This is a genomic window from Raineyella antarctica (assembly GCF_900092135.1).
In the GTDB taxonomy this organism is placed as follows: Bacteria; Actinomycetota; Actinomycetes; order Propionibacteriales; family Propionibacteriaceae; genus Raineyella; species Raineyella antarctica.
Genome location: NZ_FMYF01000004.1, coordinates 31,359 through 58,220, shown reverse-complemented (window position 1 = coordinate 58,220; position 26,862 = coordinate 31,359). Strand labels below are relative to the sequence as shown.

General features: G+C 70.5%; 25 protein-coding genes and 1 pseudogene. 10 read left to right on the top strand and 16 right to left on the bottom strand.

The window, feature by feature from the left end; translation table 11 throughout:
- Positions 1-62: 62 nt before the first annotated feature.
- The 7 genes and pseudogenes from GA0111570_RS07050 to GA0111570_RS18400 form a co-directional block, all read right to left on the bottom strand.
- Positions 63-1,862 (bottom strand): glucosaminidase domain-containing protein, encoded by a 1,800-nt coding sequence (locus GA0111570_RS07050; RefSeq protein ID WP_175557373.1) that lies wholly within the window; start codon positions 1,860-1,862, stop codon positions 63-65.
- A gap of 98 nt (positions 1,863-1,960) precedes the next feature.
- The gene (locus GA0111570_RS07045; protein WP_092608463.1) at positions 1,961-2,728 is read right to left on the bottom strand and encodes a hypothetical protein; all 768 of its coding nucleotides are present in this window, start codon (positions 2,726-2,728) and stop codon (positions 1,961-1,963) included.
- Positions 2,728-3,156, bottom strand: coding sequence for a hypothetical protein (locus GA0111570_RS07040; protein WP_092608460.1), 429 nt, complete (start codon positions 3,154-3,156; stop codon positions 2,728-2,730). The genes GA0111570_RS07045 and GA0111570_RS07040 overlap by 1 nt, the downstream gene beginning before the upstream one ends.
- Before the next feature lie 4 nt (positions 3,157-3,160).
- The gene (locus tag GA0111570_RS07035; RefSeq protein WP_092608457.1) at positions 3,161-3,691 is read right to left on the bottom strand and encodes a DUF2231 domain-containing protein; all 531 of its coding nucleotides are present in this window, start codon (positions 3,689-3,691) and stop codon (positions 3,161-3,163) included.
- 211 nt (positions 3,692-3,902) lie between these two features.
- Positions 3,903-4,634 (bottom strand): competence/damage-inducible protein A, encoded by a 732-nt coding sequence (locus tag GA0111570_RS07030; protein ID WP_092608454.1) that lies wholly within the window; start codon positions 4,632-4,634, stop codon positions 3,903-3,905.
- Positions 4,635-4,683: 49 nt separating this feature from the next.
- A complete protein-coding gene (locus GA0111570_RS18405; protein ID WP_425438614.1) occupies positions 4,684-4,887 on the bottom strand; it encodes an excalibur calcium-binding domain-containing protein in 204 nt (67 codons plus the stop codon).
- 27 nt (positions 4,888-4,914) lie between these two features.
- Positions 4,915-5,616 (bottom strand): annotated as a pseudogene (locus GA0111570_RS18400) (HNH endonuclease family protein); the annotation flags it as partial.
- Between the two features lie 405 nt (positions 5,617-6,021).
- On the opposite strand from GA0111570_RS18400, the gene GA0111570_RS07020 reads away from it, so the two are divergent.
- Together GA0111570_RS07020 and GA0111570_RS07015 are read left to right on the top strand one after the other, a co-directional pair.
- On the top strand, positions 6,022-7,119 hold the full coding sequence (locus GA0111570_RS07020; protein ID WP_092608448.1) for a hypothetical protein: 1,098 nt from the start codon (positions 6,022-6,024) through the stop codon (positions 7,117-7,119).
- A 100-nt stretch (positions 7,120-7,219) separates the two neighbouring features.
- A complete protein-coding gene (locus GA0111570_RS07015) occupies positions 7,220-8,440 on the top strand; it encodes an NAD(P)/FAD-dependent oxidoreductase (RefSeq protein WP_092608445.1) in 1,221 nt (406 codons plus the stop codon).
- A 96-nt stretch (positions 8,441-8,536) separates the two neighbouring features.
- Here GA0111570_RS07015 and GA0111570_RS07010 read toward each other — a convergent pair whose 3' ends face one another.
- Positions 8,537-9,160 (bottom strand): NADPH-dependent F420 reductase, encoded by a 624-nt coding sequence (locus tag GA0111570_RS07010; RefSeq protein WP_092608442.1) that lies wholly within the window; start codon positions 9,158-9,160, stop codon positions 8,537-8,539.
- A 213-nt stretch (positions 9,161-9,373) separates the two neighbouring features.
- Positions 9,374-10,906, bottom strand: a complete 1,533-nt coding sequence (locus GA0111570_RS07005; RefSeq protein ID WP_092608439.1) for a molybdopterin-dependent oxidoreductase — start codon at positions 10,904-10,906, stop codon at positions 9,374-9,376.
- Between the two features lie 213 nt (positions 10,907-11,119).
- On the opposite strand from GA0111570_RS07005, the gene GA0111570_RS07000 reads away from it, so the two are divergent.
- The 4 genes from GA0111570_RS07000 to GA0111570_RS18260 are packed head-to-tail and all read left to right on the top strand — an operon-like array spanning position 11,120 to position 16,298.
- Complete coding sequence (locus tag GA0111570_RS07000) at positions 11,120-12,352, top strand: efflux RND transporter periplasmic adaptor subunit (RefSeq protein WP_175557372.1); 1,233 nt, start codon at positions 11,120-11,122, stop codon at positions 12,350-12,352.
- Positions 12,349-13,038: an ABC transporter ATP-binding protein gene (locus tag GA0111570_RS06995; RefSeq protein ID WP_092608433.1), complete on the top strand. Its 690-nt coding sequence runs from the start codon at positions 12,349-12,351 to the stop codon at positions 13,036-13,038. Before GA0111570_RS07000 ends, GA0111570_RS06995 begins: the two co-directional genes overlap by 4 nt.
- Entirely contained in the window at positions 13,038-14,264 is a 1,227-nt protein-coding gene (locus GA0111570_RS06990) for an ABC transporter permease (protein WP_092608430.1), read from the top strand. Before GA0111570_RS06995 ends, GA0111570_RS06990 begins: the two co-directional genes overlap by 1 nt.
- 54 nt (positions 14,265-14,318) lie before the next feature.
- Entirely contained in the window at positions 14,319-16,298 is a 1,980-nt protein-coding gene (locus GA0111570_RS18260; protein WP_092608427.1) for a permuted SH3 domain-containing protein, read from the top strand.
- 39 nt (positions 16,299-16,337) lie between these two features.
- Here the strand turns inward: GA0111570_RS18260 and GA0111570_RS06980 are convergent, their stop codons facing one another.
- The 7 genes from GA0111570_RS06980 to GA0111570_RS06950 form a co-directional block, all read right to left on the bottom strand.
- Positions 16,338-16,862, bottom strand: a complete 525-nt coding sequence (locus GA0111570_RS06980) for a 2'-5' RNA ligase family protein (RefSeq protein WP_092608424.1) — start codon at positions 16,860-16,862, stop codon at positions 16,338-16,340.
- Positions 16,863-16,967: 105 nt separating this feature from the next.
- Positions 16,968-17,837 carry a 4,5-DOPA-extradiol-dioxygenase gene (ygiD, locus tag GA0111570_RS06975; RefSeq protein ID WP_217634065.1) on the bottom strand — a complete coding sequence of 290 codons (870 nt, stop codon included), beginning with the start codon at positions 17,835-17,837 and terminating at the stop codon, positions 16,968-16,970.
- A gap of 79 nt (positions 17,838-17,916) precedes the next feature.
- Complete coding sequence (locus GA0111570_RS06970; RefSeq protein WP_092608421.1) at positions 17,917-18,432, bottom strand: methyltransferase family protein; 516 nt, start codon at positions 18,430-18,432, stop codon at positions 17,917-17,919.
- A gap of 3 nt (positions 18,433-18,435) precedes the next feature.
- A complete protein-coding gene (locus GA0111570_RS06965) occupies positions 18,436-20,505 on the bottom strand; it encodes a multicopper oxidase family protein (RefSeq protein WP_092609203.1) in 2,070 nt (689 codons plus the stop codon).
- Between the two features lie 127 nt (positions 20,506-20,632).
- Positions 20,633-21,322 (bottom strand): DUF6320 domain-containing protein, encoded by a 690-nt coding sequence (locus GA0111570_RS06960; protein WP_092608418.1) that lies wholly within the window; start codon positions 21,320-21,322, stop codon positions 20,633-20,635.
- Positions 21,319-22,809 (bottom strand): condensation domain-containing protein, encoded by a 1,491-nt coding sequence (locus tag GA0111570_RS06955; RefSeq protein WP_217634064.1) that lies wholly within the window; start codon positions 22,807-22,809, stop codon positions 21,319-21,321. Before GA0111570_RS06955 ends, GA0111570_RS06960 begins: the two co-directional genes overlap by 4 nt.
- Positions 22,806-23,810, bottom strand: a complete 1,005-nt coding sequence (locus tag GA0111570_RS06950; RefSeq protein WP_092608416.1) for an alpha/beta hydrolase — start codon at positions 23,808-23,810, stop codon at positions 22,806-22,808. The genes GA0111570_RS06955 and GA0111570_RS06950 overlap by 4 nt, the downstream gene beginning before the upstream one ends.
- 188 nt (positions 23,811-23,998) lie before the next feature.
- Between GA0111570_RS06950 and GA0111570_RS06945 the strand changes: the two genes are divergently transcribed.
- Genes GA0111570_RS06945 through GA0111570_RS06930 form a run of 4 tightly spaced genes read left to right on the top strand, consistent with a single transcriptional unit; the run spans position 23,999 to position 26,829 of the window.
- Positions 23,999-25,087, top strand: coding sequence for an iron-containing redox enzyme family protein (locus GA0111570_RS06945; RefSeq protein ID WP_092608413.1), 1,089 nt, complete (start codon positions 23,999-24,001; stop codon positions 25,085-25,087).
- Complete coding sequence (locus tag GA0111570_RS06940; protein ID WP_092608410.1) at positions 25,074-26,045, top strand: glycosyltransferase family 2 protein; 972 nt, start codon at positions 25,074-25,076, stop codon at positions 26,043-26,045. Before GA0111570_RS06945 ends, GA0111570_RS06940 begins: the two co-directional genes overlap by 14 nt.
- Positions 26,038-26,241, top strand: coding sequence for a CDGSH iron-sulfur domain-containing protein (locus GA0111570_RS06935; RefSeq protein WP_092608407.1), 204 nt, complete (start codon positions 26,038-26,040; stop codon positions 26,239-26,241). The genes GA0111570_RS06940 and GA0111570_RS06935 overlap by 8 nt, the downstream gene beginning before the upstream one ends.
- A 24-nt stretch (positions 26,242-26,265) precedes the next feature.
- Positions 26,266-26,829 carry a methylated-DNA--[protein]-cysteine S-methyltransferase gene (locus GA0111570_RS06930; RefSeq protein WP_092608404.1) on the top strand — a complete coding sequence of 188 codons (564 nt, stop codon included), beginning with the start codon at positions 26,266-26,268 and terminating at the stop codon, positions 26,827-26,829.
- The last annotated feature ends 33 nt before the right edge of the window (positions 26,830-26,862 follow it).

Genomic DNA, 26,862 nt, shown 5'->3' with positions numbered 1-26,862 from the left:
CATGAGGGTGGAGCCGGCCCGTAGGCCAGCCCCACCCTCATTCCTTGTCCTCAGTGGGCGGATCAGCCCTTGCGGCGGCGACCACCGAGCGAGGTGCCCAGCAGCGTGGCACCCGACGCGGTAACAGCCAGACCGATCAGGCCGAAGATCACCGCCGGCCCACCCGTACGCGGCAGCCTGGCAGTGACATACTCAGCGGAACGGTCGACCGGGTTGGCATGCCCACGGGAGGTGTCGCGCGGGGTCGGCAGCGCGCTGGCACTGGCCGAGGGCTGCAGCGTCCTCGAGCGTTCCGCGACGCTGAGCGGTGCCGGCTGCTCGGAGGCACCGGCCTCAGGGGCGCTCGGAACCGTCGAGGGGCTGGCCGAGGGCAGCGCAAACAGCGGAAGGGCCGATACCGACGGAGCCGGAGAAGCCGACACCGACGGAGAAGCCTCCGGAGAAGCCGACACCGATGGAGAAGCCTCCGGCGAAGCCGACACCGACGGAGAAGCCTCCGGCGAAGCCGACACCGACGGAGAGACCGAGGCGGAGGAGCCGACCTGGTTCTCGGGAACCCGGTCACGGTCCAGGCCACTATCGGTCGACGAGACGACCTCGGGGTCGGCACCCGTCAGCGTGCCAGTCTCCTGCGGCTGGACCTTGGTCGGATCCTCGATGGTGGTCGAACCCTCGGTGTGCTGGGTTCCTGCGCCACCGGGGATCACGATCTTCACCTCGAAGCTCGTGGTCGAGGCCCAGCCGGAGGGAAGCGTCAGGCTGTCGCCGAGCCACCCCTTGCTGTCGGTCGTCACGATGCCCAGCGTGGCGCCGGTGGTGTCGACGACCGTGAAGGCGGAGTTCACGTACGCCTGGCCGTCGGCCTTGAGAACAGGTCCGGTGAAGAAGATCTTCTTGGTCTCCGGGTCGATGACCCAGACGACCTTGCTGACGTCGGCCGGCGCGGCGGGATCGATGTTCCCCATGGGCGGGGGCACCCGGGTCGTCGCGGACGACGCGGTCGGGGTGGAGCTGGGAAGCACTGAAGCCTTGGGGGAGGCGGAGGCACTGGCGGACGCGGACGGGCTGGCCGACGCACTCGCGCTCGCAGATGCGGACGCGGACGGGCTGGCCGACGCACTCACGCTCGCAGATGCGGACGGGCTGGCCGACGCACTCGCGCTCGCAGACGCGGACGCGGACGGGCTGGCCGACGCGGACGGGCTGGCCGACGCACTCGCCTCCTCGGACGGGCTGGCCGACACAGACGAGCTGACGGTCGTGGTCACGGCGACGTTGGCAGCGTCGAACGCCGGCTTGGACGGCAGCGTGTCGTACTTGTACAGGTTGTACTGCCGCATGATCTTGATCACCGAGGCAGCGTACGAGGGATCTGTCGCGTACCCGCCGTCGGCGATCTCGCGGATGAACTGGTCCGGGTTGTCCGTGTACTTGAACGCATTCCCGTACCGGCTCAGCGAGGTCAGCAGTCGCCCGTAGTCCTTGAACGAGTCGAGCGGCGTGTCGTACGTGCGGAACCCGTCCGTGATGTAGGTGGCACCGGAGGCGTAGTACTCCTTGGTGCGCAGGGACACGCAACCGGCCTGGTACTGGCTGGTCGTCGTCGTGCACTTGATGCCGAAGTAGTTGTTGTAGTCGCGGGAGAGGGTGGAGTCCCCCCACCCGGACTCGAGGATCGACTGGGCGAGGGCCACGGAGGCGGGAACCTTGTAGTCCTGCTGGACCCCTTGGGCCGCTTCGACGGTCTTGGCGATGTACGTGGAGGGAGCGAGGGCTCGCGCGGACGGGGAGAAGATCGCTCCACCGAACACGAGAAGGACCGACGCTGCCGCGGTCAGGATTACTCGTATTGTTCGTGCCACGATTTCACCCTCAACCAACGTCGAGAGTATGGGCAACTATCAGTCTGAACCTCAGGTTCAGGCCTCGTACGGCCCCGGGGCGCCCGCCGATCGACGGTTCAGGGAGCGATCTCGGCCGCCGGCGGGAGCAGTCTCAGCACCCTGCGCCAGACCTGGGTCGGGCTCGCGGGCAGGAAGACCAGGCCTGCGCCCTCCGGCTCGACCGTGAGCATACCGTGCGATGTGTCGACCACCACGACGCCCCGGCCTCCCGCGTGCGGCCCACCGGGCTCGGGGTGGGGCGGGTACCACACCGTCTCGGCATGCCAGGCCCGCCACTCCCCCGACCGTAGGTCGGCAGCGAGGGCGGCCAATGGCTCGGGGGCCCGATGGGCGAGCATGTCCGCACCCTCCTGGCGGTTCGCCGGGGTGCCCCCCAGGATCGCGTCGACCACATGGCGTCGCGTGTGCACAGATGCTGCGTACTGGGTTGGCGTCCACGCCGGCCTCGGCCCCAGCCCGACGAGGCGCGCCAGCCGGGCCGGGACCTGGTCGACGGCGAGGGCGCTGAGCGTGCCTCCGTCGCCGGAGTCCCCGTCCCACCAGGCTGCGTCCTCCCCCAGCATCCAGCACGAGCTCTCCAGGCGCCCCTGCGGCCCGGCCAGCTGCGTACGCAACCGCGCCCGCTCTGCCAGCAGCACCCGGACCGTACGGGCGAGCGCCGGATGGGGTCCGTCTGGCCCCAGGACGCCGGCGTCGCGCAGGACAGCGACCAGTCGGGGATCCGTCTCCCGAGCGCGGCCATCGCGGTAGATGTCCAGCAGCGTCTCGAAGTAGCCCGGCCCGAGGCGTACGGTGCCGGCCGCCGGGTCGAACTCGACACCCATCAGGCCCCCTCGTCGAGCGGCGGATGCCAGTCGCGGACGGCCGCGGACACTGCATCGATGATGTCGTCGTAGGCACCGACGCGACAGGTCAGGGTGACGGTACACCGGTGCCGGTCCCGGACCACGCCCCAGGTCTCGTGGATCCGTGCCGTCCCGCCGTTCGGACTGCTGGCGCCCAGTACCCGGAAGCCACGGGCCCCCGCCACACGGGCCGGTCCGACGTCGACCAGCAGCCAATCAGCCACTGAACGGCCCAGCCCCTCGACCACATGGTCGCGCCACTCACTCATCGAGGTGGAGGTCGCGAACTCGGTGTGCGCGACCAATCGTGCCGTCCCGGGATCCGCCTGGTCCAGGAGGACGGAAGCGGGGCGGCCGGCGCGTGGGGGCGCCGCGGTCCAGCCCGCGGGGATCGGGGCCCGGCTCATCGGCTCAGTTGCCACCGGGGGTGGCGGTGGCCGCGATCACGTTGCCCCACGCTGCGGTGACCCCGCTGTGCCCGGCGAAGAACACCGAGCCCACCAGGGCGACAGAGGAGATGGCGACCAGGGTGACGACCGTCGAGGTCATCAACCCGCCGAAGATCGAGTCGGACTGGTCCCGCACGGCCCACACCACGGCGATCAGCGTGGCGACCATGAAGACCAGGCCGACGGCACCTGCCAGGTCGCCCGACTGGGCATGGTCCAGGACCGCCTGGACATGGGGATCGCCGGAGGCCCGCGTCGATGCCGACTCCAGGTCAGGAACCAACCGGTGCGCCAGTTGTTCGCCACTCTCCTTGGTGACCAGGCCACTTACCCCCGCGACGACTGCGAGGACGCCCACCGGCCACCGCAGGACCCGCCGCCAGACCGGGCGGAACAGGTAGACCAGGGTCGCCAGGGCGGCGATCGGCCCCAACACCACGTACACATGCAGGACCAGGACGTGGACCGGCAGACCGCCGATGAGATCGAACATGGCGGCAGTCTAGGTCGACCCGGGGCTGGCACCGCACCGTGGTTCCTTCGGCCATTCCCCTCGACCTGAGGGCTTGCTCAGAACGTGGGGCCAGGATCACACCCGGTCCGTCGTCCACGCCTTCGAGGAGGAGCGATGCACCACATCATCCGCCGTCTGTCCCTGCTCAGCGGTCTGGCCCTGACGGTGGCGAGCCTGTCCGCCGCGGCGGTCACTCCGGGGGGAACACCGTTCGGAGCTCCGCCACGGCCGTCTCGACCCGTTGCGGATCGGTGCCACGTACGACGATCGTGGTGCCGCCGCGGCCGTCCTGCATGGAAGGGTAGGAACCGAGGGCCAGATCGTCGTACTTGGCCGCCAGCCCGCGCAGGTCATGGGCGATGTCGCCCTCGGGCCGCCAGATCCGGTACTCCCCGGACACCACCGGCCGGCCCTGCGCGAGGGCGGGCAGGATGCTCTCCACCATCACCCGGAAGATCACCGGCACCCCGGCCATCACGTGCACGTTCTCGAGGGTGAAGCCGGGCGCCGCCGAGATCGGGTTGTCGATCAGGGTTGCCCCCTGCGGCACCCGTGCCATCCGCTGCTGGTCGCTGTTGTACGACATTCCGCGGACCTCACTGAAAGCCCGCACCCGCCGGTCCGCCTCGGGGTCGACCACGACCGGCACTCCGAAGGCCGCACCGATCGCGTCGGCGGTGATGTCGTCGTGCGTGGGTCCGATGCCCCCGGAGGTGAAGACATGGTCGTATGCCCGTCGCAGCACGTTCACGGCTCCCACGATCGCGGCCTGGTCGTCCGGGACGATGCGTACCTCGCGCAGGTCGATGCCGTGGGCAGTGAGGACCCCGGCGAGGTGGTACATGTTCTCATCGCGCGTACGCCCGGACAGGATCTCGTCGCCGATCACCAGGATGGCTGCGGTGGGATTGGGAGTTGACACAGGGCGATCGTAGTCCGACACCACCGACTCACTCGCAGACGACGCCGGCTCACTCGCAGGCGACGCCGTCCGAGTCCCGGTCGAGTCCCGAGCGGTAGCCGTCCTCCCCGCGGTGCAACGGCGCAGCCCCGGCCGCCCGGGCGGCCGCGCAGGAGGCGTAGTAGACGGTGCCGCTTCCCCCGGTCGCAGCCTGGTGAGGACCTGCGGTCGGGACCGGGGTGGTGGTGCGGGTCGCGGGGGCCGCCGTGCTCACGGTTGCGGGCGGCGCCTCGTGACCGGTCGGCAGGACCTGCGCCGGGCAACCGGCCAGGACCCGGCCCATCGCATCCTTCTCGGCCTGGGTCACCCACAGGGCGTACGCGCGCTTGACCGCGATCTGGCGAGCCACGTAGTCGCAGCGAGCAGCCCGGTACGGCGGCAGCCAGGTCGCCGCATCGGCGTCACTCTTCTGCTGGTTCAGATCGGCGCGGGTGGCCACCAGGTTGAGGGGGTCGTTGGCGAAGGCCGTGCGCCGATCGCTCGACCACTGCTGGGCGCCCTTCTGCCAGGCATCCGAGAGCGCAACGACATGGTCGATCTCCACCTGGCCGTCGCCGCGGGTGAACGCGACTGCCGTGCCTGAGTAACGGTCCTGGAGCACGGCGGAGGCAACCCGGCAGCCGGACGTCCCGGAACTGGTGGTGACCCGGGTGGAGTCGCGGCGCAGGATGTCATTGCGGGTGTCGCAGCCATTGTGGTCGACATCGGCCCAGGCCTGCCCGAACTGGTCGCGGGTATAGCCGGTCTTCGGCGCGCGTCCCTTGACCACCAGGCTCGCCAAAGCGGCGTTGGCACTCCCCTGCGTTACGGAGGCGGTGGCGGGTCGAGCCGTGCTGGTAGCAGGCGTGCTGGTAGCAGGCGTGCTGGAGGGTGGCGAGCTGGAGGGGGCGGCGCTGGAAGCAGCCGTGGTCGATGAGGGTCCGGGCACGGGTGTGTGCTGGATCCGGGTGCTCGGGGATGCCAGATCGGTCGTCACCGTGCAGCCGGCCAGCATGGCCACGACAACCATCCCCGATCCCAGCAGCCGCGCTGCCGTGGATCGTCGTCCTGCCTCCGCCACGTCGTCCTCCTCAGGTTCCCTGCGACGCTACGCCGTGGCGCTGACAAGTCGGTCGCGCGTCCGGAAGCACCGACCCACCAGGACCACGAGCATCCGAAGCACGGCGACCGATCGGGCCCCACGGACGTGTGTCGGCAGAGGTGACAGCGACCCGATGGTTCCTCCCCGCGGCACCATGCGGCATATCCCCGGCCGCGAACCGTGATCTGTGGGAAAGTCGATCAGCTGCCGCCGACCTGACATCTTCCCGGAGCCAGCGCCGACACGTTTCCATCGAAAGGAACCGCTATGCCCGCATTGCGGCAACCATGGCTGGGCATTGCTGCCAGCGTCCTGATCATCGTCCTGTCCCTCGTGTTCATCTCCCCCTTCTCCGCCGGGTTCTTCGGCGGGTGGCTGGCGTTCGTGCTGATGTGCATGATCCCGTTCGCCATCGTCGTGGGCGCGTTCTGGCATGGTGAGGAGCCCGCGCCGCTGGCCCGCCTCCGCCAGCCGGTGCGCGGCATCGCCTACCTCCTCACCGCCGCCGTCATCGGGGCCATCGTCGCCCTGTTGCTGTGGTCCACGGTCGGTGGACGCGTCGGCCCGCCGCTGCCGATGCTGTCGATGGCGACGATCCTGTCGGTCACCGTCTCGTTCTTCATGGTCATCGTGTTCGGCGGCTGGCCGTTCTCCCTCATCCCGAATCGTCTGGCCGCGGGTCTGGCGCTCCTCGTCGGCGTGTACGTGGTGGCGATCGGCCTGTTCGTCCTGCTGGCGAACTTCGACTTCCTCAAGGGGGCGCCGATCTACCGCGCCGATCTGGACCCCCAGGGTCCGTTCGATGCCTGGGGCGTGATCGTCGTTGCGGTCACCGCGCTGGCCTTGATGTTCCTGGTCCTGCACTTCGACCTGTGGCCGCTGACCAGGTCCGCCGGCCTGATGAAGCAGCCGGTCCTTGGCGTGGTCTGGACCCTGGGCGCCCTGGTGCTGGCCGTGCCGCTCTACCAGCTGGGCATCCGCGGCCTCGGTATGACTCCCCCCGCCTTCCTGGTCAGCGTGCCGATCCCCTTCATCTTCGGTTCGGTGGTCATGCTCAACATGCTGCAGGGATCCGCCTTCGCCAAGCTGCCCCAGCCTGCCAAGGGCGTGGCCAGTGCGGTCGTCGCCGCCGTCGTCGGAAGCCTGCTGGCCCTGCTGTACCGCGCCCTGATGCCGCTGGTCACCGGAGACATGCCGGCCGGACCGCCCACGTTCGACGCCGAGCTCTGGCTCGCCAACGCGCTGCTGGCAGTGACCTTCCCGTTCCTGGCCTTCTACGGTGACTTCTTCCAGCTCTGGCCCCTGGCCCGGGGCGGAGCGGAGCCCGAGACCGAACCTGCGAACGGGAGCCTCGCCCAGGCCTGAAGTCCCGCGCGCGACCGCTCGACCCCTGTTCGGCCCCGGCCCTCCGGTCCTACGATGGACCGAGGGCCGGGGTCGTTCCCGGCACGGGACGGGAGCAGAGATGTCCGAACACAACGTCGTCGTGGTCGGAGCCGGCCTGGGCGGTGCCCAAGTGGTGCAGACCCTGCGGGAGGAAGGTTTCTCCGGGGACGTCACCCTCGTCGGCGCCGAGCCCGAACTCCCCTACGACCGCCCCAAGCTCTCCAAGGAGTACCTTCAGGGCAAGCTGGGTCGCGACGAGATCTGCCTGCACCGGCGCGACTGGTACGAGCAGCAGGGTGTTCGCCTGATCATCGGTGAACGGGTCGACAGCATCGACCGGACCGGACACACCGTGCTCCTCGCGTCGGGTGAGACCCTGCCGTACGGCCACCTGGTCCTGGCCACCGGCGCCGAGTCGCGCCACCTGCACATGCCCGGTGAGGATCTTCCCGGCGTTCGGACGCTTCGGGAACTGGCCGAGTCGGACGCCCTCCGCGAGGAGTTCGCCCGGGGTGGCCGACTGGCCGTCATCGGGGCAGGCTGGATCGGGCTCGAGGTGGCCGCCGCGGCCCGGATGGCCGGCATGGACGTGACAGTGGTCGCGCCGGTGCCACAGCCGTTGTCCAACATCCTCGGCGAACGGATCGGTGCCTACTTCGCCGACCTGCACCGGCGCAACGGGGTGGACGTACGGATGGAGGTGGGAGTCGAGTCGGTCCTGGAGCTGGACGGCCGCGCCAACGGGATCCGGACCGACCACGGCGACATCGAGGCGAACCTCGTCCTGCTGGCCGTCGGAGCGGCCCCCCGCCTCGACCTCGCCCGGGCGGCCGGCCTGGAGGTCGACAACGGTGTGCTGGTGGATGAGAAGCTGCGCACCGCCGACCCGGCGATCCTGGCCATCGGCGACATCGCGAACGCCCAGAACACGCTGCTGGGCCAGCGGCTCCGCCGCGAGCACTGGGACAACGCCCTGCGCCAGGGCGCCCTCGCCGCCCGTACGATCATGGGCCGTGGCGGCACGTACGACTGGCTGCCCTACTTCTTCACCGACCAGTTTGACCTGGGCATGGAGTACGTCGGCAACAACTCCCCAGACGACGAGACGCTTGTCCGCGGGTCCATGGACTCCGGGGAGTTCATCGTCTTCTGGCACCGCGACGGCATGGTCACCGCTTCGATGAACGTGAACGTCTGGGACGTCAACGACACCCTGCGCGAGATCGTCGGTCACCCGGTCGAGGCTGAACGCCTGGCCGACACCTCCGTGGAGCTGACGGACCTGGTCCCGAAGGCCTGAATGGCGGACGACCGGCTCGCGGGACGGCTACACCATCGCACGAGCCGGTCGAGGCAGCGACCAGGACACCCCAGGGGCCACGGGTCGTGCAGCAGGTCAGTCGACCAGCGCGAAGCCGCCGGTCCAGCTGATGGTCCCGGCGGCGGCCAGAGCCATCTGCAGGAAGGCCATCGCCTCCATCTCTCGAGCCCGCTTGAGGCTGCCGGCGTCCACGCCGCGCAGGCCACCGGCGTCAACCAGGTCGATCAGGGTCTTCTTGGCGTCCGCGTCGTCACCGGCGACCAGGACCGCCACGTCATTGGCGCCCAGGGCGCCGCTGGCGACCACGCCGGCGAAGGTCGTGTTGAAGGCCTTCAGCACCTTCGCACCCGGCAGCACACTGGCCAGCTCGGCGGCCGCCGAGGAGTCCGCCGGCACCACCAAGGAGTCGAACGTGGCGAAGTCGACCGGGTTGGTGACATCCACCACGACCTTGCCGGCCAACTGGTCCTTGTAGGTGACCGCGATGGACTCGAGGGCCGGGAACGGCAGTGCGAGGACGACGACATCGCCGGTGATCGGCTCACCGAAGGTGGCGGAGGTGCCCTTCACCTGGCCGGCGAGTCCGGCCGCCTTCTCCGCATCACGGTCGACGATCTGCAGGCTCGCACCCGCCTTGGCCATCAGGCCGGCGACGGCCGTGCCGACGTTTCCACTTCCGATAACAGTGACAGTGCTCATGGAATACTTCCCGCTCTGCTCGATCCCGGCAGGTGCTCTGCCTGCCGTTGTGAACAACCATACCCAAAGAAATTGAAATGTAAATCAATTGATCCGGATCTTCAGCCTCCTCCCAGCCGGGCTCGCGCCAGTGCGTTCCCCCTGACATCGGCCTCACGGCTCCTGACCTCGTCGAGCCGATGTTCATGCTCTCTGTGACCGACACCGGCGCGATCACGCGACCGTGACATTGACCCGCGGATAGCCGCTGGCCCCGTCCGGGGCGACATCGGCCACCCGGTCGGTCTGCACCACTCCGGACGCGTCGTAGGCACGGGCGACGAGCGTGTGGGAGCCGCGGGTCGCCCGCCAGGGCAGGTACCACTGCCGCCAGTAGTCCAGTCCCACGTCAGGTCCGAGAACCGCCTGCTGCCAGGGACCGCCGTCGACCTGGACCTCCACCCGCCCGATCCCCCGGTGGGTCGCCCAGGCCACGCCGGCGATCGGGACGTTGCCCTCGGCGACCCGGCCGTGCGGGGTGTCGATCCGGGCCTCGGTCTTCACCGGGCCACGTTCCGCCCAGCCGCGGACCGTCCAGTAGGCCTGGTCGGCCGCGAAGGTCGTGAGGGTCAGCCGAGTGAGCCATTTCGTGGCCCCGACGTAGCCGTACAACCCCGGGGTGAGCAACCGGGCCGGGGCTCCGTGCTTCGGGGTCAGCGGTCGGCCGTCCATCGCCAGTGCGATCATCGCGTCCCGGCCGTCGAGGAGCACCTCGAGCGGCGTCGAGGCCGTGAAGCCGTCGGTTGAGCGGCTCAGCACCATGTCCGCGCCGGCAGCGGGCGCGGCCCGGCGGAGCAGGTCGGCGACCAGGACCCCGGTCCAGCGGGTGCTGCCGCAGAGGTTGCCGCCGACAGGGTTGGAGACGCAGGTGAGGGTGATGTCACGCTCCACCAGCGGCATGGCCAACAGGTCGTCGAGGGTGAGCTCGTAGGGTCGTCCGACCATTCCGTCGACCACCAGCCGCCACCGCTCCAGGTCGGGGTGCGGCACCACCAGGGCGGTGTCGATCCGGTAGAAGTCGGCCACCGGGGTGCGCAGCGGAGTCAGCCCGGGCACCTGCCCCTCCAGCCCGGCCGGTACGGGCGGTCGCGGGGAGGGGACGGGCGGTAGGACGACCGGGCTGCCCGCCACCGGCCGGATCCTGGAGCCGAGCCAACCGAGCGCACCGGCGCCTGCCAGCAGGCCCAGACTGCCCATGAGGAACGCACGGCGACTCCGCGCAGCCTGAGCGCCTGCCATGCTGGTGGGCCCGGAGTCCTCCAACCGGCGATACTGGGCGGCCAGCACCAGGCAGGCGACCAGTGTCGCCACCAGGCCGGGAAGCGCGGCGGACGCCAACACCCGCGGCCCGACCCCCGCAACCGTGGTCGTCACGGCCCTGCCCACGCCCGCAACGGTGCCGATCGATCCGAGCAGGGCCATCGAGGCCAGCGCGGCCGGCCGGGACCGTACGCCCAGCAGCCCGACCAGCCCGGCCAGTGCCGCCAAGCCCACCATGACGACAGTGAGCAGCACGGCCTTGTCGGCCACGCCGAAGACGCGGGCCGCGAACTCCTTCAGCGGCAACGGGACCAGGTCGACCACTACGGCGCCCACGGCGACGACAGGCGACGCCGACCGGCTGACCAGTCCCGCCAACAGGTGCCCCACTGCGACGCCGAGCGCCGCCGAGGTGATCCCTGCCGTGACAGCCGTCACACGTTGCACGCCTCCAGAGTACGATCACCCCCTAGCCTTCGAAAGCCGGCGGCAGACCACGGGTTGCCGACCCCTCCCACGTTCCTAGCCGACTCACAGCCGTAGGACAGAATGGGCACAAGGAACGCGACGATCCTGCGATGTGCCCCGCATCTCCGCGGTGCGAAGGAAGGCGTGAATGCCATGGCTGTCGGCCCTGTTGACGAGTCACCCGCGAACCTGATGCGACCGCGTCGACATCGCCGAAACCGTACGACCATCATCGTGGTCGCCGCGGTCGTGGTGGCAATCCTGGTGGTCACTGCGGTGATCCTGCTGTCGCGCGCCGGCTCGGCCAGGACCCCGTCCCAGCAGACCACGACGTACGAGGTCAGGACCACGTCGCTCACCCAGGCCGTGACGGCCACCGGGACCTTCCAGCCCGCCCAGCAATTGTCGGCCAGTTTTCCGGCCGGCGGAACCGTCACCGCCGTCAAGGTCGCTGTCGGGGACCGGGTGACGAAGGGCCAGGTGCTGGCGACCGAGGACTCGGCAGCCCTGGCCGCCTCGCTGCAGAGCGCCCGTGCCGCCGTGAGTTCGGCCCAGTCCCAGCTGAACACGCTATCCTCCTCCTCGGCCACGACGAACGCCCAGCTCACCTCCGCCCAGGCCACGCTGGCGGCGGACCAGGCCAAGCTCGCCCAGGCACAGTCCAACTACGACGGCACCACCCTGACCTCCCCCATCAGTGGGATCGTCGCCAAGGTGGACATCAGCACCGGCGGCGTGGCCAGTGGCACGTCCGGCGGTAGCGGTGTCGGCAGTGGGAGCGCCGGCCAGTCGAGTGGTGCGAACGGCTCCGGCGGGTCGGGTGGCGCCGCAGCGGGTATCAGCAGCGCCCAGAACAGCACCTCGACCTCCGGCGACGTCGTCGTGGTCGACACCTCGGGATGGCTGGTCGACACGCAGGTGACGGCTGCCGATCTGCCGTCGCTGAAGGCAGGCCAGGCCGCGACCATGCTGGCGCCCGATGGGAGGACCACGGTGAACGGCACGGTGCAGAGCGTCGGCCAGGTGGCTAGCACCACCACGGCGAGCAGCACCGTGGCGACCTTCCCGGTGGTGGTGGCGGTCACCGAACCCCACCAGGCCCAGTTGTTCATCGGTAGTTCCACGACCGTGTCGATCACCACCCAGCGGCTGGACAACGTCCTGGCCGTGCCGACCCGCGCAATCACCCAGGTCGACGGGGGTCCGGCCGTCCGGTTGGTGACCGGCGGGACTGTCACCGACACCCCGGTCACCGTCGGGAGGGTCATCGGGCAGCAGACCGAGATCACCAAGGGCCTGTCGGCGGGCGACCGGGTCCAGGTGCCCACTTTCAGCAACGCAGTCGCCACTGCCAGCCCGTCGGCAGGTGCGGCCCGAAGCGGCGGCGGCTTCGGCAGTGTGTTCGGCCGGGGTGGCCGCGGATGACACCGATCCTTTCCCTACGGGACATCCACAAGACGTACTCCAACGGCTCGATCTCCCTGGAGGCGCTGCGCGGCATCGACCTGGACGTCGACGAGGGCGACTACCTGGCCATCATGGGGCCGTCCGGGTCAGGCAAGTCGACCCTGATGCACATCATCGGTTGCCTCGACATCGCCACGTCAGGTCGCTACGAGCTCGCCGGGCAGGACGTGAGCACCATGTCGGAGAAGCAGCTCGCCGTCGTCCGGAACAAGTCGATCGGCTTCGTCTTCCAGCAGTTCAACCTGCTGCCGAGCCTGACGGCCCAGCAGAACGTCGAGCTCCCCCTCGTCTACGCGGGGGTTTCGCGGATCGAGCGCGCTCGGCGGGCCGCCGAGGTCCTGGAGGCCGTCGGGCTGGGCGACCGGATGGCGCACCGACCAGGAGAACTGTCCGGCGGCCAGCAGCAGCGGGTGTCGGTGGCTCGGGCCCTGGTCAACAACCCCGACCTGATCCTGGCCGACGAACCGACCGGCAACCTCGACTCCGTCTCCACCGAGGACGTCCTTCGCCTGTTGGCCGGGTTGCACGAGCGGGGGCGCACCATCGTCCTGATCACCCACGAACACGACGTCGCGCTACAGGCCTCCCGGACGTACGCCATCCGCGACGGCCTGCTCAGCACCCTCGACGGGAGCACGCTCTGATGGACTTCCGCGAGACCGTACGTACGGCGATCACCGCCATCCTCGGGCGCAAGCTGAGGTCGGCGCTGACCATGCTCGGCATCCTGATCGGCATCGCCGCGGTGATGCTGACCGTGGGTCTCGGGCAGGGCGCCCAGGCCGAGATCACCGGCCGGATCAATGCGCTGGGCTCGAACCTGCTGATCGTCTCCCCGGGGAGCACCACCTCCAGCTCTGGCATCCGGGGTGGGGTCGGCAGCGCCACGACGCTCACCCTGAACGATGCCGCCATGCTCGCCGACCGGACCGTCGCTCCCGACGTCGAGGCGGTGGCACCTGTCCTCCAGAGCTCCGCCTCCGTCGTCAGCGCGGATTCGAACTGGACCACGATGGTCGTCGGCAGCACCCCTGACTGGACCACGGTCCGCGCGCGAACCATCACCCAGGGACGCTTCTTCACAGCGGCGGAGAATGCCGCCCAGGCACCTGTGGCGGTGATCGGCACGACGACTGCCAGCAACCTGTTCGGGAACCGCTCACCTGTCGGCCAGACCATCCAGGTGAAGGGGGTGACGCTCACCGTCATCGGCGAGCTCAACTCGGCCGGGAGCTCCATCACGGGCGACCAGGACGACACGGTCGTGGTACCGATCGCCACCTTCACCCAACGCATCTCCGGTGGCTCCGGGCTGTCGGTGGCTTCGATCTACCTGTCCGCCACGAGCCAGGACACGCTCTCCGCGGCCTACCAGGAGTCCAGCGCCGCCCTCAACACCGCGCACGGGACCACGAGCGACACCCAGGACTTCACCGTCAACTCCCAGCAGACGCTGGTGAACACCATCGCCACGACCACCCAGACGCTGACGGCACTACTGGGAAGCGTCGCGGCCATCTCGTTGCTGGTCGGCGGCATCGGGGTGATGAACATCATGCTCGTCTCGGTCACCGAACGCACCCGCGAGATCGGGCTGCGCAAGGCTCTGGGTGCCACCCCGGTGGCCATCCGCCAGCAGTTCCTCACCGAGGCGAGCATGCTCGGACTGATCGGCGGCCTCCTCGGCGTGGGTCTGGGCCTGCTCGGATCCGTCGTGTTGACGAAACTGCTGTCCTTCCAGGTGCAACCCTCCTGGCCCGCCACCCTGGTGGCCCTGGTCGTGTCCCTACTGATCGGCGTGGTCGCCGGGGTCTACCCCGCGTCCCGCGCCGCGAAGCTCGCGCCCATCGACGCGCTTCGAACCGAATGACAGGACGACTGTGATGAAGCACGGACGGGCGATGAAGCAGACGAGGGTCGAGCGATGAAGCGGCGACGGATGGTCGTGGCGGGAGCCGTCACGGTGGTGGTGGCCGCTGCGGTGACCACGTACGCCGTCACCTCCGGAGGCACAGCCGCGGCCGCGGACTACCGGACCACGACGCCGGCCCGGGGAGACCTGCAGGAAGTCGTGGCCCTGAGCGGATCACTCACGCATGTCAACCAGGTGACCGCCACCTTCCCGACGTCCGGCCTCGTGACATCAGTGCTGGTGCACGCCGGCCAGACTGTGCAGGCCGGCGATGTCCTGGCGACGATGGACACCACCCCCCTGCACGCCGCCCTGCTGGATGCCAAGGCCTCCGTGGCCCAGGCCGAGATGGCCATCGAACAGGACCAGCTCAACGCGTCCAGCACGTCGGGTGCGTCGCCGTCGATCGGCGCATCGGCGGCGGCAGGCTCCTCGCCGTCGCGGACGACCCCCAGTACCGGTTCGACCGCGGCACGGGCGGCCGCGAGTGGCACAGCATCGGGGACACGGACGTCGGCGCAGTCCCAGGCCACCGCGCAGTCCCAGGCTGCTGTCCAGAAGGCCCTCGCCGCTGTGGCCAAGGCGCAGGACCAGGTCGGCGCCCAGTGCTCGAGTGTTCTGGCCGGCCTCGCCACTGTCCAGCCCTCCCAGCAGCCGACTCCCAGTACGACACCCAGCCCCAGCGAATCACCGACTCCCAGTACGACACCCAGCCCCAGCGAATCACCGACGCCCAGCCAGTCCCCGACACCATCGGAGACCCCCAGCGAATCACCGACACCCAGCCAGTCCCCGACACCATCGGAGACCCCGACCGCCGAGTCGTCCGCGACGCCGGTGGGCACACCAGCCCCCACCATCACGACGGCCCCGGTGAGCCTGCAGTCCCGGCCGACCACCGACGCCGCCCTGATCCAGCGGTGCATCGTCGCACTCGACGGCCTGAGCAGGGCTGAGCACCAGGCTGCCGGCGCGCTGACCATGGCCGCCACCGCCTCCCGTACGACCGGCGCGCACACCGGCGGCACCACGGCCGGGACCCCGAGCGGGACCACGGCCACCGGGACCACGGCCACCGGGACCACGGCAACCGGCAACCGGAGCGGGATCTCGACCAGCGCCACCGGAACGGGATCCGCGTCGGGCACCGCCGGTCGCACGGCCACGACCGCGAGTTCCGTCGGCGTCTCGGCAGCGGGTGCGGGCCAGCAGGGAGGCGGCTCGCTCACCCCGGCCGCCAAGCTTCTCGCCGACCAGGGCACCCTGGCCGTCGCCCAGCAGCAACAGACAGTGGCGCAGGACAATCTTGACGCGGCCAGTCTTTCTGCCCCGATCACCGGCGTCGTCGGCGCTGTCGACCTGTCGGTCGGGAATCGTGCGGCTGTCTCGCGCGGCATCGTCATCATCGGCACGGGAGCCGCCGAAGTGGATGCCGCCGCATCCCTGTCCGACGTCCAGCACATTGCGGTCGGCAACCACGTCCAGGTCCGGACCGTGGGGTCGGATGCCACCCTCGATGGCACGGTGACGGCCATCGGCGCGCTGCCGACCTCGACGAGCACGGCCGGGTCCACGCCCAGCTACCCGGTGGTGATCAACGTCCCGCGGGGAGCCGACGGCATTCCCGACGGTGCCACGTCGACCGCCTCGATCGTCTCGACCTCGCTCACCGGCGCGCTTCTGATCCCGTCGTCCGCATTGACCACCCTGGCGTCCGGGACGACCCAGGTCACCGTGCTGGGCAACGGGTCGCCGCGTACGGTCGACGTCTCGGTAGGGGCGCGTGGCCAGGGCAGGGTGCAGGTGCTCAGCGGGATCACCGGGACCGACGAGGTGGTGCTCGCCGATCTGAAGGCCCCCCTCCCCAGCACGAACCTCGGCAGCGCCCGCCAGGCGTTCGGCGGCGGTTCCGGTGGCCAGCAGCAACCGGGCACCGGCACGGCCAGCAGGGCCGGTTCGGCGCCTTCCACCGCGTCCGGACCGCGCGGCTGACCCGCATCGTCGCCGACCCGGACCCGGCCACGGTCCGGGTCAGGGGATGAGCGAGATCGGCCAGCTCTCACCAGTGCCACTGTTGATCAGCTCGGCTCGGACCACCCGGACCCGTAGCGGAAGCGCGTCGGAGACCGCGCGTGCGACGAGGGGCAGCTGCGACTCCTTGGCCCGAGTGGCCAGCGAGACGTGCGGGAGCCAGGAGCCCCGCTGGTAGTGGTGGTGGAGTTCGGCGCCCGTGCCGGCGACGGCCTCGGCGACCTGTTCCTGGCGGCGCGCGACGTCGGCCGTGACCGAGGCCGCGAGCGCGGCCCGACCCCGGTTGAAGGCCAGCATGCCCTGGAAGTCGAGCGGGAAGCCGCCGGCAGCGGGAAGTGCCTCCAGCGCCTCGCGCACCTGTGCCAGGTCCCAGCGCAGCGCCACCACGTACGACAGGTGGGGACGGTGACGACGATGGGTGTGGGTCAGCAGGGTGGGAATGCCATCGGACTCCAGCCTGGCCCAGATCTCGCGGATGACACGGTCACCCTCGCGATCGAAGAGCAGGCAGACGGCCAACGACATGCCCCCATCATGTCCCGCGATCCGCCGCGGGGACAGGGGCTCGCGCTGACCCGGCCCCGCCTCGCCGGTGGACCCGGGTCGGTAGGGGGCCGTCGGAGGTCGCCGTCAGAGGTTGGTCCCGTCGGCGGGAGCCTCGTCCGACATCGTCTGCCCCCCAGGCAGGTCCTGGTCGACGTCGCAGGACAGCCCGAGGGTGTACGCGGTCATCGACAGCGAGCCGAAGGAGTACCCGTCGACCAGGACGTCCGCCCCCGTGCCGGCGGCGCCGGCCAGACCCGCGACGTACAACAGGGGCAGGAAGTGGTCCGGGGTCGGCACTGCCTCGGCGAAATCACGGTGGCCCGTGAGCCCCGCGATCTCGGTGGGCGCCTCCAGCATCAGGGCACGGGCATCCTCGTCGAACCGCCGGGCCCAGTCGAAGCCGTGCTCGGGCTGCTTCCAGTCCACGCCGCGCAGGTTGTGTACGACGTTGCCGCTGGCCAGCACCAGGACGCCACTGGTGCGCAGCGCCGCCAGCCGGGCGCCGAGCTCGACGTGGTAGTCCATCGGCTTGCCGGCGTTGACACTCAGCTGCACGACCGGGATGTCGGCATCGGGGAAGGCGTGCACCAGGACCGACCAGGCCCCATGGTCGATGCCCCAGGAGTCCTTGTCCGCACCCAGCCACATCGGATGGACCGCGTCGCTGACCTCCTCGGCCAGCTCGGGCAGGCCCGGCGCCGGGTACTCGACCTCGAACAGGGCCCGGGGGAAGCCGAAGAAGTCGTGGATGGTCCGGGGACGGGGCATCGCCGTCACAGCCGTTGCCTGGATGTACCAGTGGGCGGAGACCACCAGCACCGCCCGCGGCCTCGGCACGGCCCTCCCGAACGCCGCCCAGGCCTCGGTGTACCGGTTCTGTTCCAGGGCGTTCATCGGGCTGCCGTGGCCGAGGAAGGCCGCCGGCATCACCTGGGGGGTCGCCTCTGTGCTCATGCGGGTGCTCCTGGATCGTCCGTCGTTGTCGGGTCGGCGCACCGGTCCGGCAGCCCGGCCGCGTCGCCGGACAGGACCATCATGCCGCCCCGCCCGCCGGCGGCGACCAGGGGTGGCGCCGTGGCCACCAGCCGGGAACGGCGCGCCGGTAGGCCTCGTACTCGGCACCATAGCGGCGCAGGAGAGTCGGCTCCTCGTACCAGTGCACGAACGCCACCGGTGCGGTCGCGGTGGCAGCGGCGTACGCCAGCAGGCGGAGGTTGCCGAACAGCAGGACCTGGCCGAGGAGCGCCCCGAACAGGCCCACGTACATCGGGTTGCGGACGTAGCCATTGGCCCCGGTGACGACCAGGTGCTCGGTCGGCGCCACCGGGAGCGGAGTGCCTCCGGCCCGCACGAACTCCCGGAACGCCGCGACGACCGGCACCGTTCCCGTCACGACCATCAGTGCCCCCGGCACCCGCAGCAGGCCCCAGCCGGGCAGCGGCGTACGCAACCGCCAGCGGGTGATCAGCCAGGGCACCAGCCCCACCAGGGTCCCGGGGGCTGCGACGAAGAACGCGATGCTGATCGCCGCCGCACGAGAGCGCTGCACGGCTCACGCCTCCGCGCTACCCGGTCCGTACGTGTCATCCAGGCCGATCCGCAGCGGCAGCATCATCTCGTTGTCCTCGTGCTCCAGGATGTGGCAGTGCCAGACGAACTGGCCGCCGGTGTCGGGGAAGTGCAGCCGGATCCGGGTCACCTCACCGGGGTAGGCGATCACTGTCTCCTTGCGACCGAGTTCCCAGACCTGCGGGGGCTTGGGGACCGTCCCGGACGGCACGGCGACCATCGGGGAGTGCCCCTCCTCGGTGGGTTCCGTGACGCTGATCGGCTGCCGGTTCACGACCTCGAAGGTGACCTCGTGGACGTGGATGGGGTGGGCGTCCATGGTGGTGTTGTAGATCTCCCAGACCTCGGTGGCCGTGGCCGCGGGATTGACCTCGACGGGTGCGGACCATTCGAGGTGGTGGGTCTCGCCCTTGTCGTCCACGGTCCCCAGCATCGCGGTGACGGGGATGTCCGCGGTCTCGGACGTCTGCTCGGTCAGGGACAGTTTGCGGGTGCTCGTCGCTGTGGGCAGTGGCTCGACAGGGGGCAGCACCAGGTCGGCGGGCGGCGTCGACGGGTCGCGGGTGGTCGCGGGCACGACCCGGAACTGCATGATCCGGCCGGTGGTGGAGGGATCGGCGGCCTTGAACCGGCCCGAGCCGTACGGGGCGTCGGGGCCGACGTTGCGCAACTGGTGGCTGCCGACCGGTACGCCGGTGAAGTCGACGATCAGGTCGGCTCGTTCGGCCGGGGCGAGGAGGGCCTTGTTCTTGGTCGCGGTGGTCAGGTGCACCGGGGCCGGGAGCAGTCCTCCGTCGTTGCCGATCTGCCATACGTCGACCTCGGGGATGCCGGAGAAGTCCACGATCAGTGTCCGGGCGTCGCACCCGTTGAGGAGCCGGAGCCGGTAGCGGCGCTGCTCGACCTGGTGGTAGGGCCAGGTCCGGCCGTTGACCATGATCATGTTCCCGAAGACCTCGGGGTTGAAGACCGGTGAGATGTCGCCGTCGGGGATGTACGGACCGGTGGTCCCGTCGAAGAAGGCCCTGGTGTCCGGATAGAACAGCGAGCCGTCGGCGTTGAACGAGCGGTCCTGGATCGCCAGCGGGATCTCGTAGTAGGTCCTCCCTTCCGGATCTCCCCGCTGGGGTGCCGGGCCCGGGAGCACGGCCGGCGCGCCGCTTCGTCGTACGGTGATCGTGCCGTGGTCCCCGCGCGGGTCACGCAGCAGGAAGAATCCGGCCGGGCCGGCGTAGACGTTCACCCGGGTCATGCCCAGTGTGTGGTCGTGGAACCACAAGGTCGCCGGGCGCTGGGCGTTCGGGTACTGCACGACGGCGTAGCCGTCTGCCCACTCGAGGCCGAGCCGGTCCTTGGCGGCGGTCCTGAAGAAGTCGCGCCAGCGTCCGCCGGTGGCGTACCCCTCTGGGATGTCGCTCGCGTCCGGCAGGGTCCAGGCCTCCGGGTAGCCGTCGCTCTCGTCGCCCACCCCGACTGCGCCGTGCAGGTGCACCACCATCGGGACCGGGCCCTGGTAGGTCGTGTACTGCTCCTCCGGATCGCGGAACTGCTCGAGGGGCACGAACGTACGGCCGGTGAAGTCCGGTCGGGTATCCGTCCCCCCTGGGCCGCCGCCGGGATTGGCCCAGTGCAGGGTCGGATCGACGGGCAGCAGGTGCGGCAGGTACGTGCCGTTCTCGTTCACCAGTTTGTTGATCCACTTGATCCGTACCGGCCGGCCGGTGGTGGCCTCGATCGAGTATGAGGGGGCATTGGTGAGCCCGATCTCTGTGCCATAGCCCCACACCGGGGTGGGGGGCAGGCCGGCCGGGAGGATCTGCTGGTCGATCTGGGATAGGGCAATCTCGTAGTAGTCGACCCCCACCGGACCGTCGGAGGACCGCGACATGGCGGGCGGGACCAGGAGCGGGGTGACGTACTTCTTGACCTTCTTCGGGTTCAGCGTCCCACCCGGGACGGCGGCGACCGCCTCCGTGACGCCAGCCGCAGACGTGACATAGAGCGTGAGTACACCGGCTCCGGTGTAGGCGAGAAAAGCACGACGTGTCAGCATGTTCCCCCCCCGGGAGAAGGGCGTGCGCGGGGCGTACACCCGTAGTCAACAAGTCTCCTTCCGGCGATGACCGGCCGCAATACCCCGGGGGATTCCGGTTGGGAAGATGTTGAGCCGGGCAGCCGGTTCAGGCCTGGAAGCGCCGGTGCAGCGCCGCCCGCAGCTCACCGGGGCGGGACAGCGCCATCACCAGCAGCAGGAGAAGGCTGAACCAGACGCACACCAGAGAGGGTGCCACAACACTCACCCAGCCGAGCAGCACGAAGACGCCCGGCACGAGGCCGAAGAGCATCACCAGGGCGGCCTTCGCGATATGCTCGGCCAGCTCCAGGCGGACCACCCGGACCACGATCCCGAGTGCAAGGTTCGCGAAGGTACAGATCGCCGGAATCGCCCAGGTGGTTGCCCAGGACGTTCCGCCGGTGCTCCGTTCCCACAGCACCGCGGACAGCGACAGCAGCACGACGAGCCAGACGACCAGGCTGCTGACGTTGTTGCGCCGATGGATGGCCGCCAGCACGACCAGCCACAGGGTCGCCAGCGACAGCCAGACCGTGCGGACCGGTGCCATCAGCTGCGGTACGAGCGCCTGGGCGGCGAACGAGCCGGCAACCGCCGCGACCGACAACGGCACGAGGACTGCCCAGACCCGGCGCCGGTCGAAGCGCAGCGCGGCGGTGGGGTACGCCTCCCGGGCCTCCCGGGCCTCGCGGGCCTCCCCCGCCGGTTGCTCAGGCTCCAGCGGCACCCGGCACAGCGGGCAGATCCGCCAGGTGCCCTCGATCTCACCCCCGCACGAGGAGCATCTGGTCATCATCGCCCTTCCTTGGTCGCGGGGCCGGCCGGGGCGCCGAGCCCTCGTCTGGCAGCTCGGCGGCCCCTCTTCACCACGGGGACGGCTCCCTCCTCGCCCGCGATCTCCTGGGCGGTCACCCTAGCGGCCTCCACTCCCACCGTGACGCCCCGGGCGGTGAGGTGGCGGACGAAGGCGGCGTGGTGGTCGGTCTCCACGAACGGACTGGTGAACGAGACCGTCAGCCGGTCGCCGTGGCTCATCGCACTGAACTGCGGGCGCGCCGCCGAGACGTGCAGGTAGAGCCGCCCGACGTGGCGGTCGGCCGGTGTCGGCAAGGTGACCCGGCCCAGGTTGGTGATCGCCACGGTGATCCCGCGGCTGTCGGACCTGTTCACCATTCCGAGCACGAGGTCCTTCAGCGGGCGCGGGAAGAACCGCAGCACCGGGTGCCGCTCGAAACTGATCAGCCGGCGGATCTTGCGCTCCAGGCTCTCGTGGGTGAGCTGGCGCCGGAACTGGGTGTCCAGGTCGCGGCAGACGGCTCCGAGGGTGTCGGCCTCCGGGTCGGTCCCGTACGTGTGCTCCAGACGCGTGGTGGCGAAGAAATTGCGGCCCGACTCGGAGGGGAAGAACTGGCGCAGGTTGACCGGTACCGACACGGTCATGGTCCGTTCCCTGCCGCTCACCTCCCTGGTGGCGCGCAGCGACTCGAAGAACAGTGCGACCAGGTAGATGGTCAGCGAGACGCCCTCGGCGCGGGCCAGGCCGAGCACTGGTTTGACCGGCATGGACAGCTCGACCACGCGGGTGCGCAGGTCGGGGGCGTGGGTGCCATGGACCCGGACCACGCCGCTGCGAGGGTGCCGGTGCCGCGCGATCGGGCCGACGGGACCGGGCGGGGCGGCGTCGGGCAGGTGCGTCGAGGCTGACTCCACGGCCGGGCTGGCCTCGTCGATGAAGGGCACCTTGCCGGTTCCGGAGGCGAACCAGTGGGTGAAGGCATCGACGGTGAACTCCTGCTTGACCGCGGTCCCGACCGGTGGGGCGACCGCGGCGAACTCGTCGGGATGGCGCAGGCCGACGTACTCGGTCAGCAGGTCCTGGAAGAACCACAGCGCGCCGGTGCCGTCGGTCAGGGCGTGGAAGATCTCCAGCGAGACGCGCCGGCCGCGGTACAGGACCCGGAACAACAGCTCGCGGCCGTCGAAACTGTAGAGGTGCGAGACGGGCGCCGCCGTGTCCTCGGCGACGACCGGGCTGCGGTCGGACTCCAGCAGGTAGTACCAGAAGAAGCCGCGCCGCAGGACGGCCCGGAACAGTGGGTACTGCACGAAGACCCGGTCCAGCGCCCGCTGCAGGACGTCCGGGTCGACCTGTTCGTCCAGCTCGGCGGAGAGCCGGAACACCTTGGTGTCCAGCTCGGTGCGGGCGGCCAGGAAGATGTTCGCCGCATTGTCGAGGCGGACCCAGGACCTGTGTCGGGACGCTCCCGAGCTGCGGGCACTCACCGGTCGGCCCCGTCGGTGGTCGCCTCCAGCGGGCGGCTGTCGGCCATGTCCCCCTCCAGGAAGGAGATGATGTGGTCATAGGCGCGGGCCAGCGCACGGGAGAACCGCGGCAGGATGATGAACCCGTGAAGGGCCCCGTCGACCCGTTCGATCCGGGTCGGGGTGCCGGCGGCACGCAGGGCCCGGCCGTACGCCTCGCCCTCGTCGCGCAGCAGGTCCAGCTCGGCGGTGACCACGAGCGTACGCGGCTGGCCGGTGAGGTCCTCGGCGGCCAGTGGGGAGACCAGCTCCGTCGCCCGCAGGGCCGGATCGGGCTGGTACATCGCCATGTAGTCACGGACCTCGAGCGCGGTGAGCCGCAGGCCGGTGCCGTACGCCCGCACGGAATCGTACGGGGAGGTCCGCGGGTCGTGGTCCCACTGGACCACCGGGTAGAGCAGCACCTGGGCCCCGGGCAGGGTCACCCCCCGCCTGTGCAGGTCGAGGGAGACCGCTGCGGCGAGGTTCGCCCCGGCCGAGTCGCCGACCAGGGTGATGTCCTCGGGGTCCGCGCCGCCGGCAAGGTAGGGCCGCTCGAGCAGCGTCTCGGTCACCCGGAGGCAGTCCTGCAGGCCGGCCGGGTAGGGGTGCTCCGGGGCCAGCCGGTAGTCCACCGAGCAGACGATCCGGCCGGTCAGGTCCGCCATGGTCAGACATGTCGAGGTATAGGTATCGATGTCCCCGGTGACCCAGCCACCGCCGTGGAAGAACAGCAGCACCCCGGGCTTGGTGAGGGTCCGGGGGAAGAACAGCCGGACCGGGATCTCGTGGCCGTCCTCGCCGCGCACCGCCTGGTCCAGGAACCGGTACGGGTCCCGAGGCGTACGTGACAGCGCCCGCTGGGCGCGCCGCACCTTCTCGTAGTCCGCCCGCATGTCGATCCGCGGCGCGGCGAACAGGCTGAGCACGGCGCTGGTCAGGCGGTTGACGGGCGGTTGCCCCGGACTGCCCGGTCTGGTCATGGGGCAAGGGTACGGCCGGCCGGTCATGTCCGGCGGCAGGGCCGGGCGAAGGAGGACGCCGACACGCGCAACGGGGCGACGGAGTCACCCGCGGATACCGGAGTGAGTCGCCCGGCCGAGCAGCAGGAGGCCGAAGACCAGCCCTGGGGATACTTGACGTGGCCTCCCCGAGTAGTCATTGTCGACTTATGGCCACGCACATAGCCCTCGAGGCACAGTCCCAGCGATCCGGACCCGTCCCAGGGTTGCCGGCGACCGGGCGTGGTCCGCTCAGCGGCGCACTGCTGCAGGTCCTCGGGCCCGGGCGGGCCGACCCCACCGGTTTCGAGGCCCTGGCAGCGGCCTGCCGCGACCTGGAGCCGTCCCCCTCGGTGCTGCACGACGACGACCTCCAGCTCACGCTGTTCCTGCTGTACGCGCTGGCGTACGGATCCCTGGGACCCTCCTCAGACGCGCTGGAGTGGGACCTCGGGCTGCTGCGGGTCCGCCAGCACCTGGAGACCCTGCACGAGGCGGAATTGCGGCGGCGGGTTCTCAACGGTCCCCTGCCGCAGCCGGCCCCTGACATGCGCGGGGTGGCCGAGGCACTCTTCGAGCTGACCGCCGCCGACCAGGGCCCGGGACTGTCGCACTACGCCCTGCGGCACGCGAGCGCCGGGCAGCTGCGCGAGCTGCTGGTGCTGCGAAGTGTGTACACGCTCCGCGAGGCCGACCCGCACTCCTGGGCGCTCCCCCGGCTGGCCGGACCGGCCAAGGCAGCCCTGGTGGAGATCCAGTCCGACGAGTACGGCGGGGGCCGGTTCGACCGGATGCACTCCACCCTGTACGCGGCCGCGATGCGCGGCGCAGGACTCCCGGACGGCCAGCTGGACCACCTGGACGTGGTGCCGGCCCTCACCCTCGCCACGCACAACACCATGTCGTTGTTCGGGCTGAACCGCCGACTCCTGGGTGCCCTGGTCGGCCACCTCGCCGCGTTCGAGATGACCTCCTCCCTACCGAACGCCCGCTACCGGGACGCGTACACCCGGGCCGGCTTCGGTGCCGACGTCACCGCCTACTTCACCGAACACGTCCAGGCCGATGCCGTCCACGAACAGGTAGCGGCGTACGACCTGGCCGGGGGGCTGGCCCAGGCCGAGCCGGCCCGGGTGCCGGACATCATGTTCGGTGCGGCGGCCTCCCTGCTGATGGACGGACTGGTCGCCGCCCACGTCCTGACGCGTTGGGAGGCGGGCGACAGCGCGCTGCGGAAGCCGGTCGATGTCGCGGCCTGACCTGGAGTACGTGCTGCCGCTGCGCTGGTCCGCCGACGCGGACCTGGCCGACCTGACCGGCTACCTGGCCGAACTGGCCCGCAGCATCGACGTCACCGTCGTCGACGGCTCGGACCCCGAGGCCTTCCGGCGACACCACGAGGCCTGGGCCGGCACAGTCCGCCATGTCCGACCCCAGCCCTGGCCGGGCCGCAACGGAAAGGTCCGCAACGTGGTCTCCGGGGTACGGCTCGCCCGCCACCCTCTGGTCGTGGTCGCCGACGACGACGTGCGCTGGGCACCGGATGAGCTGGACCGGCTGCCCGGCCTGATGGAGGGCGTCGACCTGCTGGTGCCACAGAACGTCTTCACCTCCTGGCCCTGGCACGCCCGCTGGGACACCGCTCGCCAGTTGGTCAACCGCGCCGGACCGGGCGACTACCCCGGCACCCTGGTCGTCCGCCGCGACCGGCTGGCCCCCGACGGGTACGAGGGCGACGTGCTGTTCGAGAACCTGGAACTGATCCGCACGATCAAGGATCGCGGCGGCGTGGTCCGCCGGGCCCCGTGGCTCTACGTCGGGCGGCGACCGCCCTCGGCTGCGCACTTCTGGTCCCAGCGCGTACGCCAGGCGTACGACGACTTCGCCCAACCCGGGCGCCTGGCCACCGAGGCCGGCCTGCTGCCCCTACTGCTGGTCCTGTGCCTGCGCCGCCCGCGGGCCCTGGTCGGCCTGGCGCTGGCCGCGGTGCTGGTCGCCGAGGCGGGACGCCGGCGCGCCGGGGGCACCTCCCGGTTCCCGGCCAGCAGCGCCTGGTGGGCGCCGGTATGGTTCGCCGAGCGGGCCGTGTGCGTCTGGCTGGCCATCGGCCGGCGGCTGACCGGCGGCGTGCGGTACGGCGACGGCCGGATCGTCCATGCGGCCACGCCCCGCCGCCGGCGGAGTTCCCTACGCGCCGAGAGGACGATCGATGCCTGACATCCCCGAGCCACCGACGATCACGACCTATCCGGACGGCCCCCTGGTCATCCGCGGCCAGGTCGAGCTGCGCACCGTGGAGGGGCAGGTGATCCCGCAGCGGTCCGGCACCGTGGCCCTGTGCCGCTGCGGGCACTCCCGCACCAAGCCATTCTGCGACGGGTCGCACAAGCACAGCAGGTTCCGGGCCGACTGAGGGTCACCGGCCTAGAATCGGTGCATGGACCGACCGCAGCCAGTCCCCCCGGCAGGAGCGCCGGCATCGACGACCAGTGTCGCCTACCTCATCGTCGACTCCCCGATCGGACCACTGCTGCTGGCCGCGACCGATGTCGGGCTGGTGCGCCTGGCGTTCGCGCATGAGGGGTTCGACCAGGTCCTCGAGGTCCTCGCGTCCCAGGTCGGTCCCGCCTCCGGGGCACCCTCACCGATCCTGGATGCCGCCGTGCGTGAGCTCGAGGAGTACTTCGCGGGCGTCCGGCAGGTCTTCCAGATCCCTCTGGACCTGCGGCTCTCCACCGGCTTCCGCCGTACGGTCCAGGAGTTCCTGCCACAGATCGGCTACGGGCGGACGCTGACCTACACCGAGGTCGCCCGGGAGGTCGGCAACCCCGGTGCCGTCCGGGCGGTGGGCTCGTCCTGCGCCACCAACCCGCTGCCGATCCTGGTGCCGTGCCACCGGGTGCTGCGCAGCGACGGTAGCCTGGGCGGCTACTCCGGTGGCCTGGAGACCAAACAGGTGCTGCTGGCGATGGAGCGGGAGTACGTCGCCGAGGGCGCGTGAGCCGCCCCCAGCCCCCACAGCGCCTAGCATCGG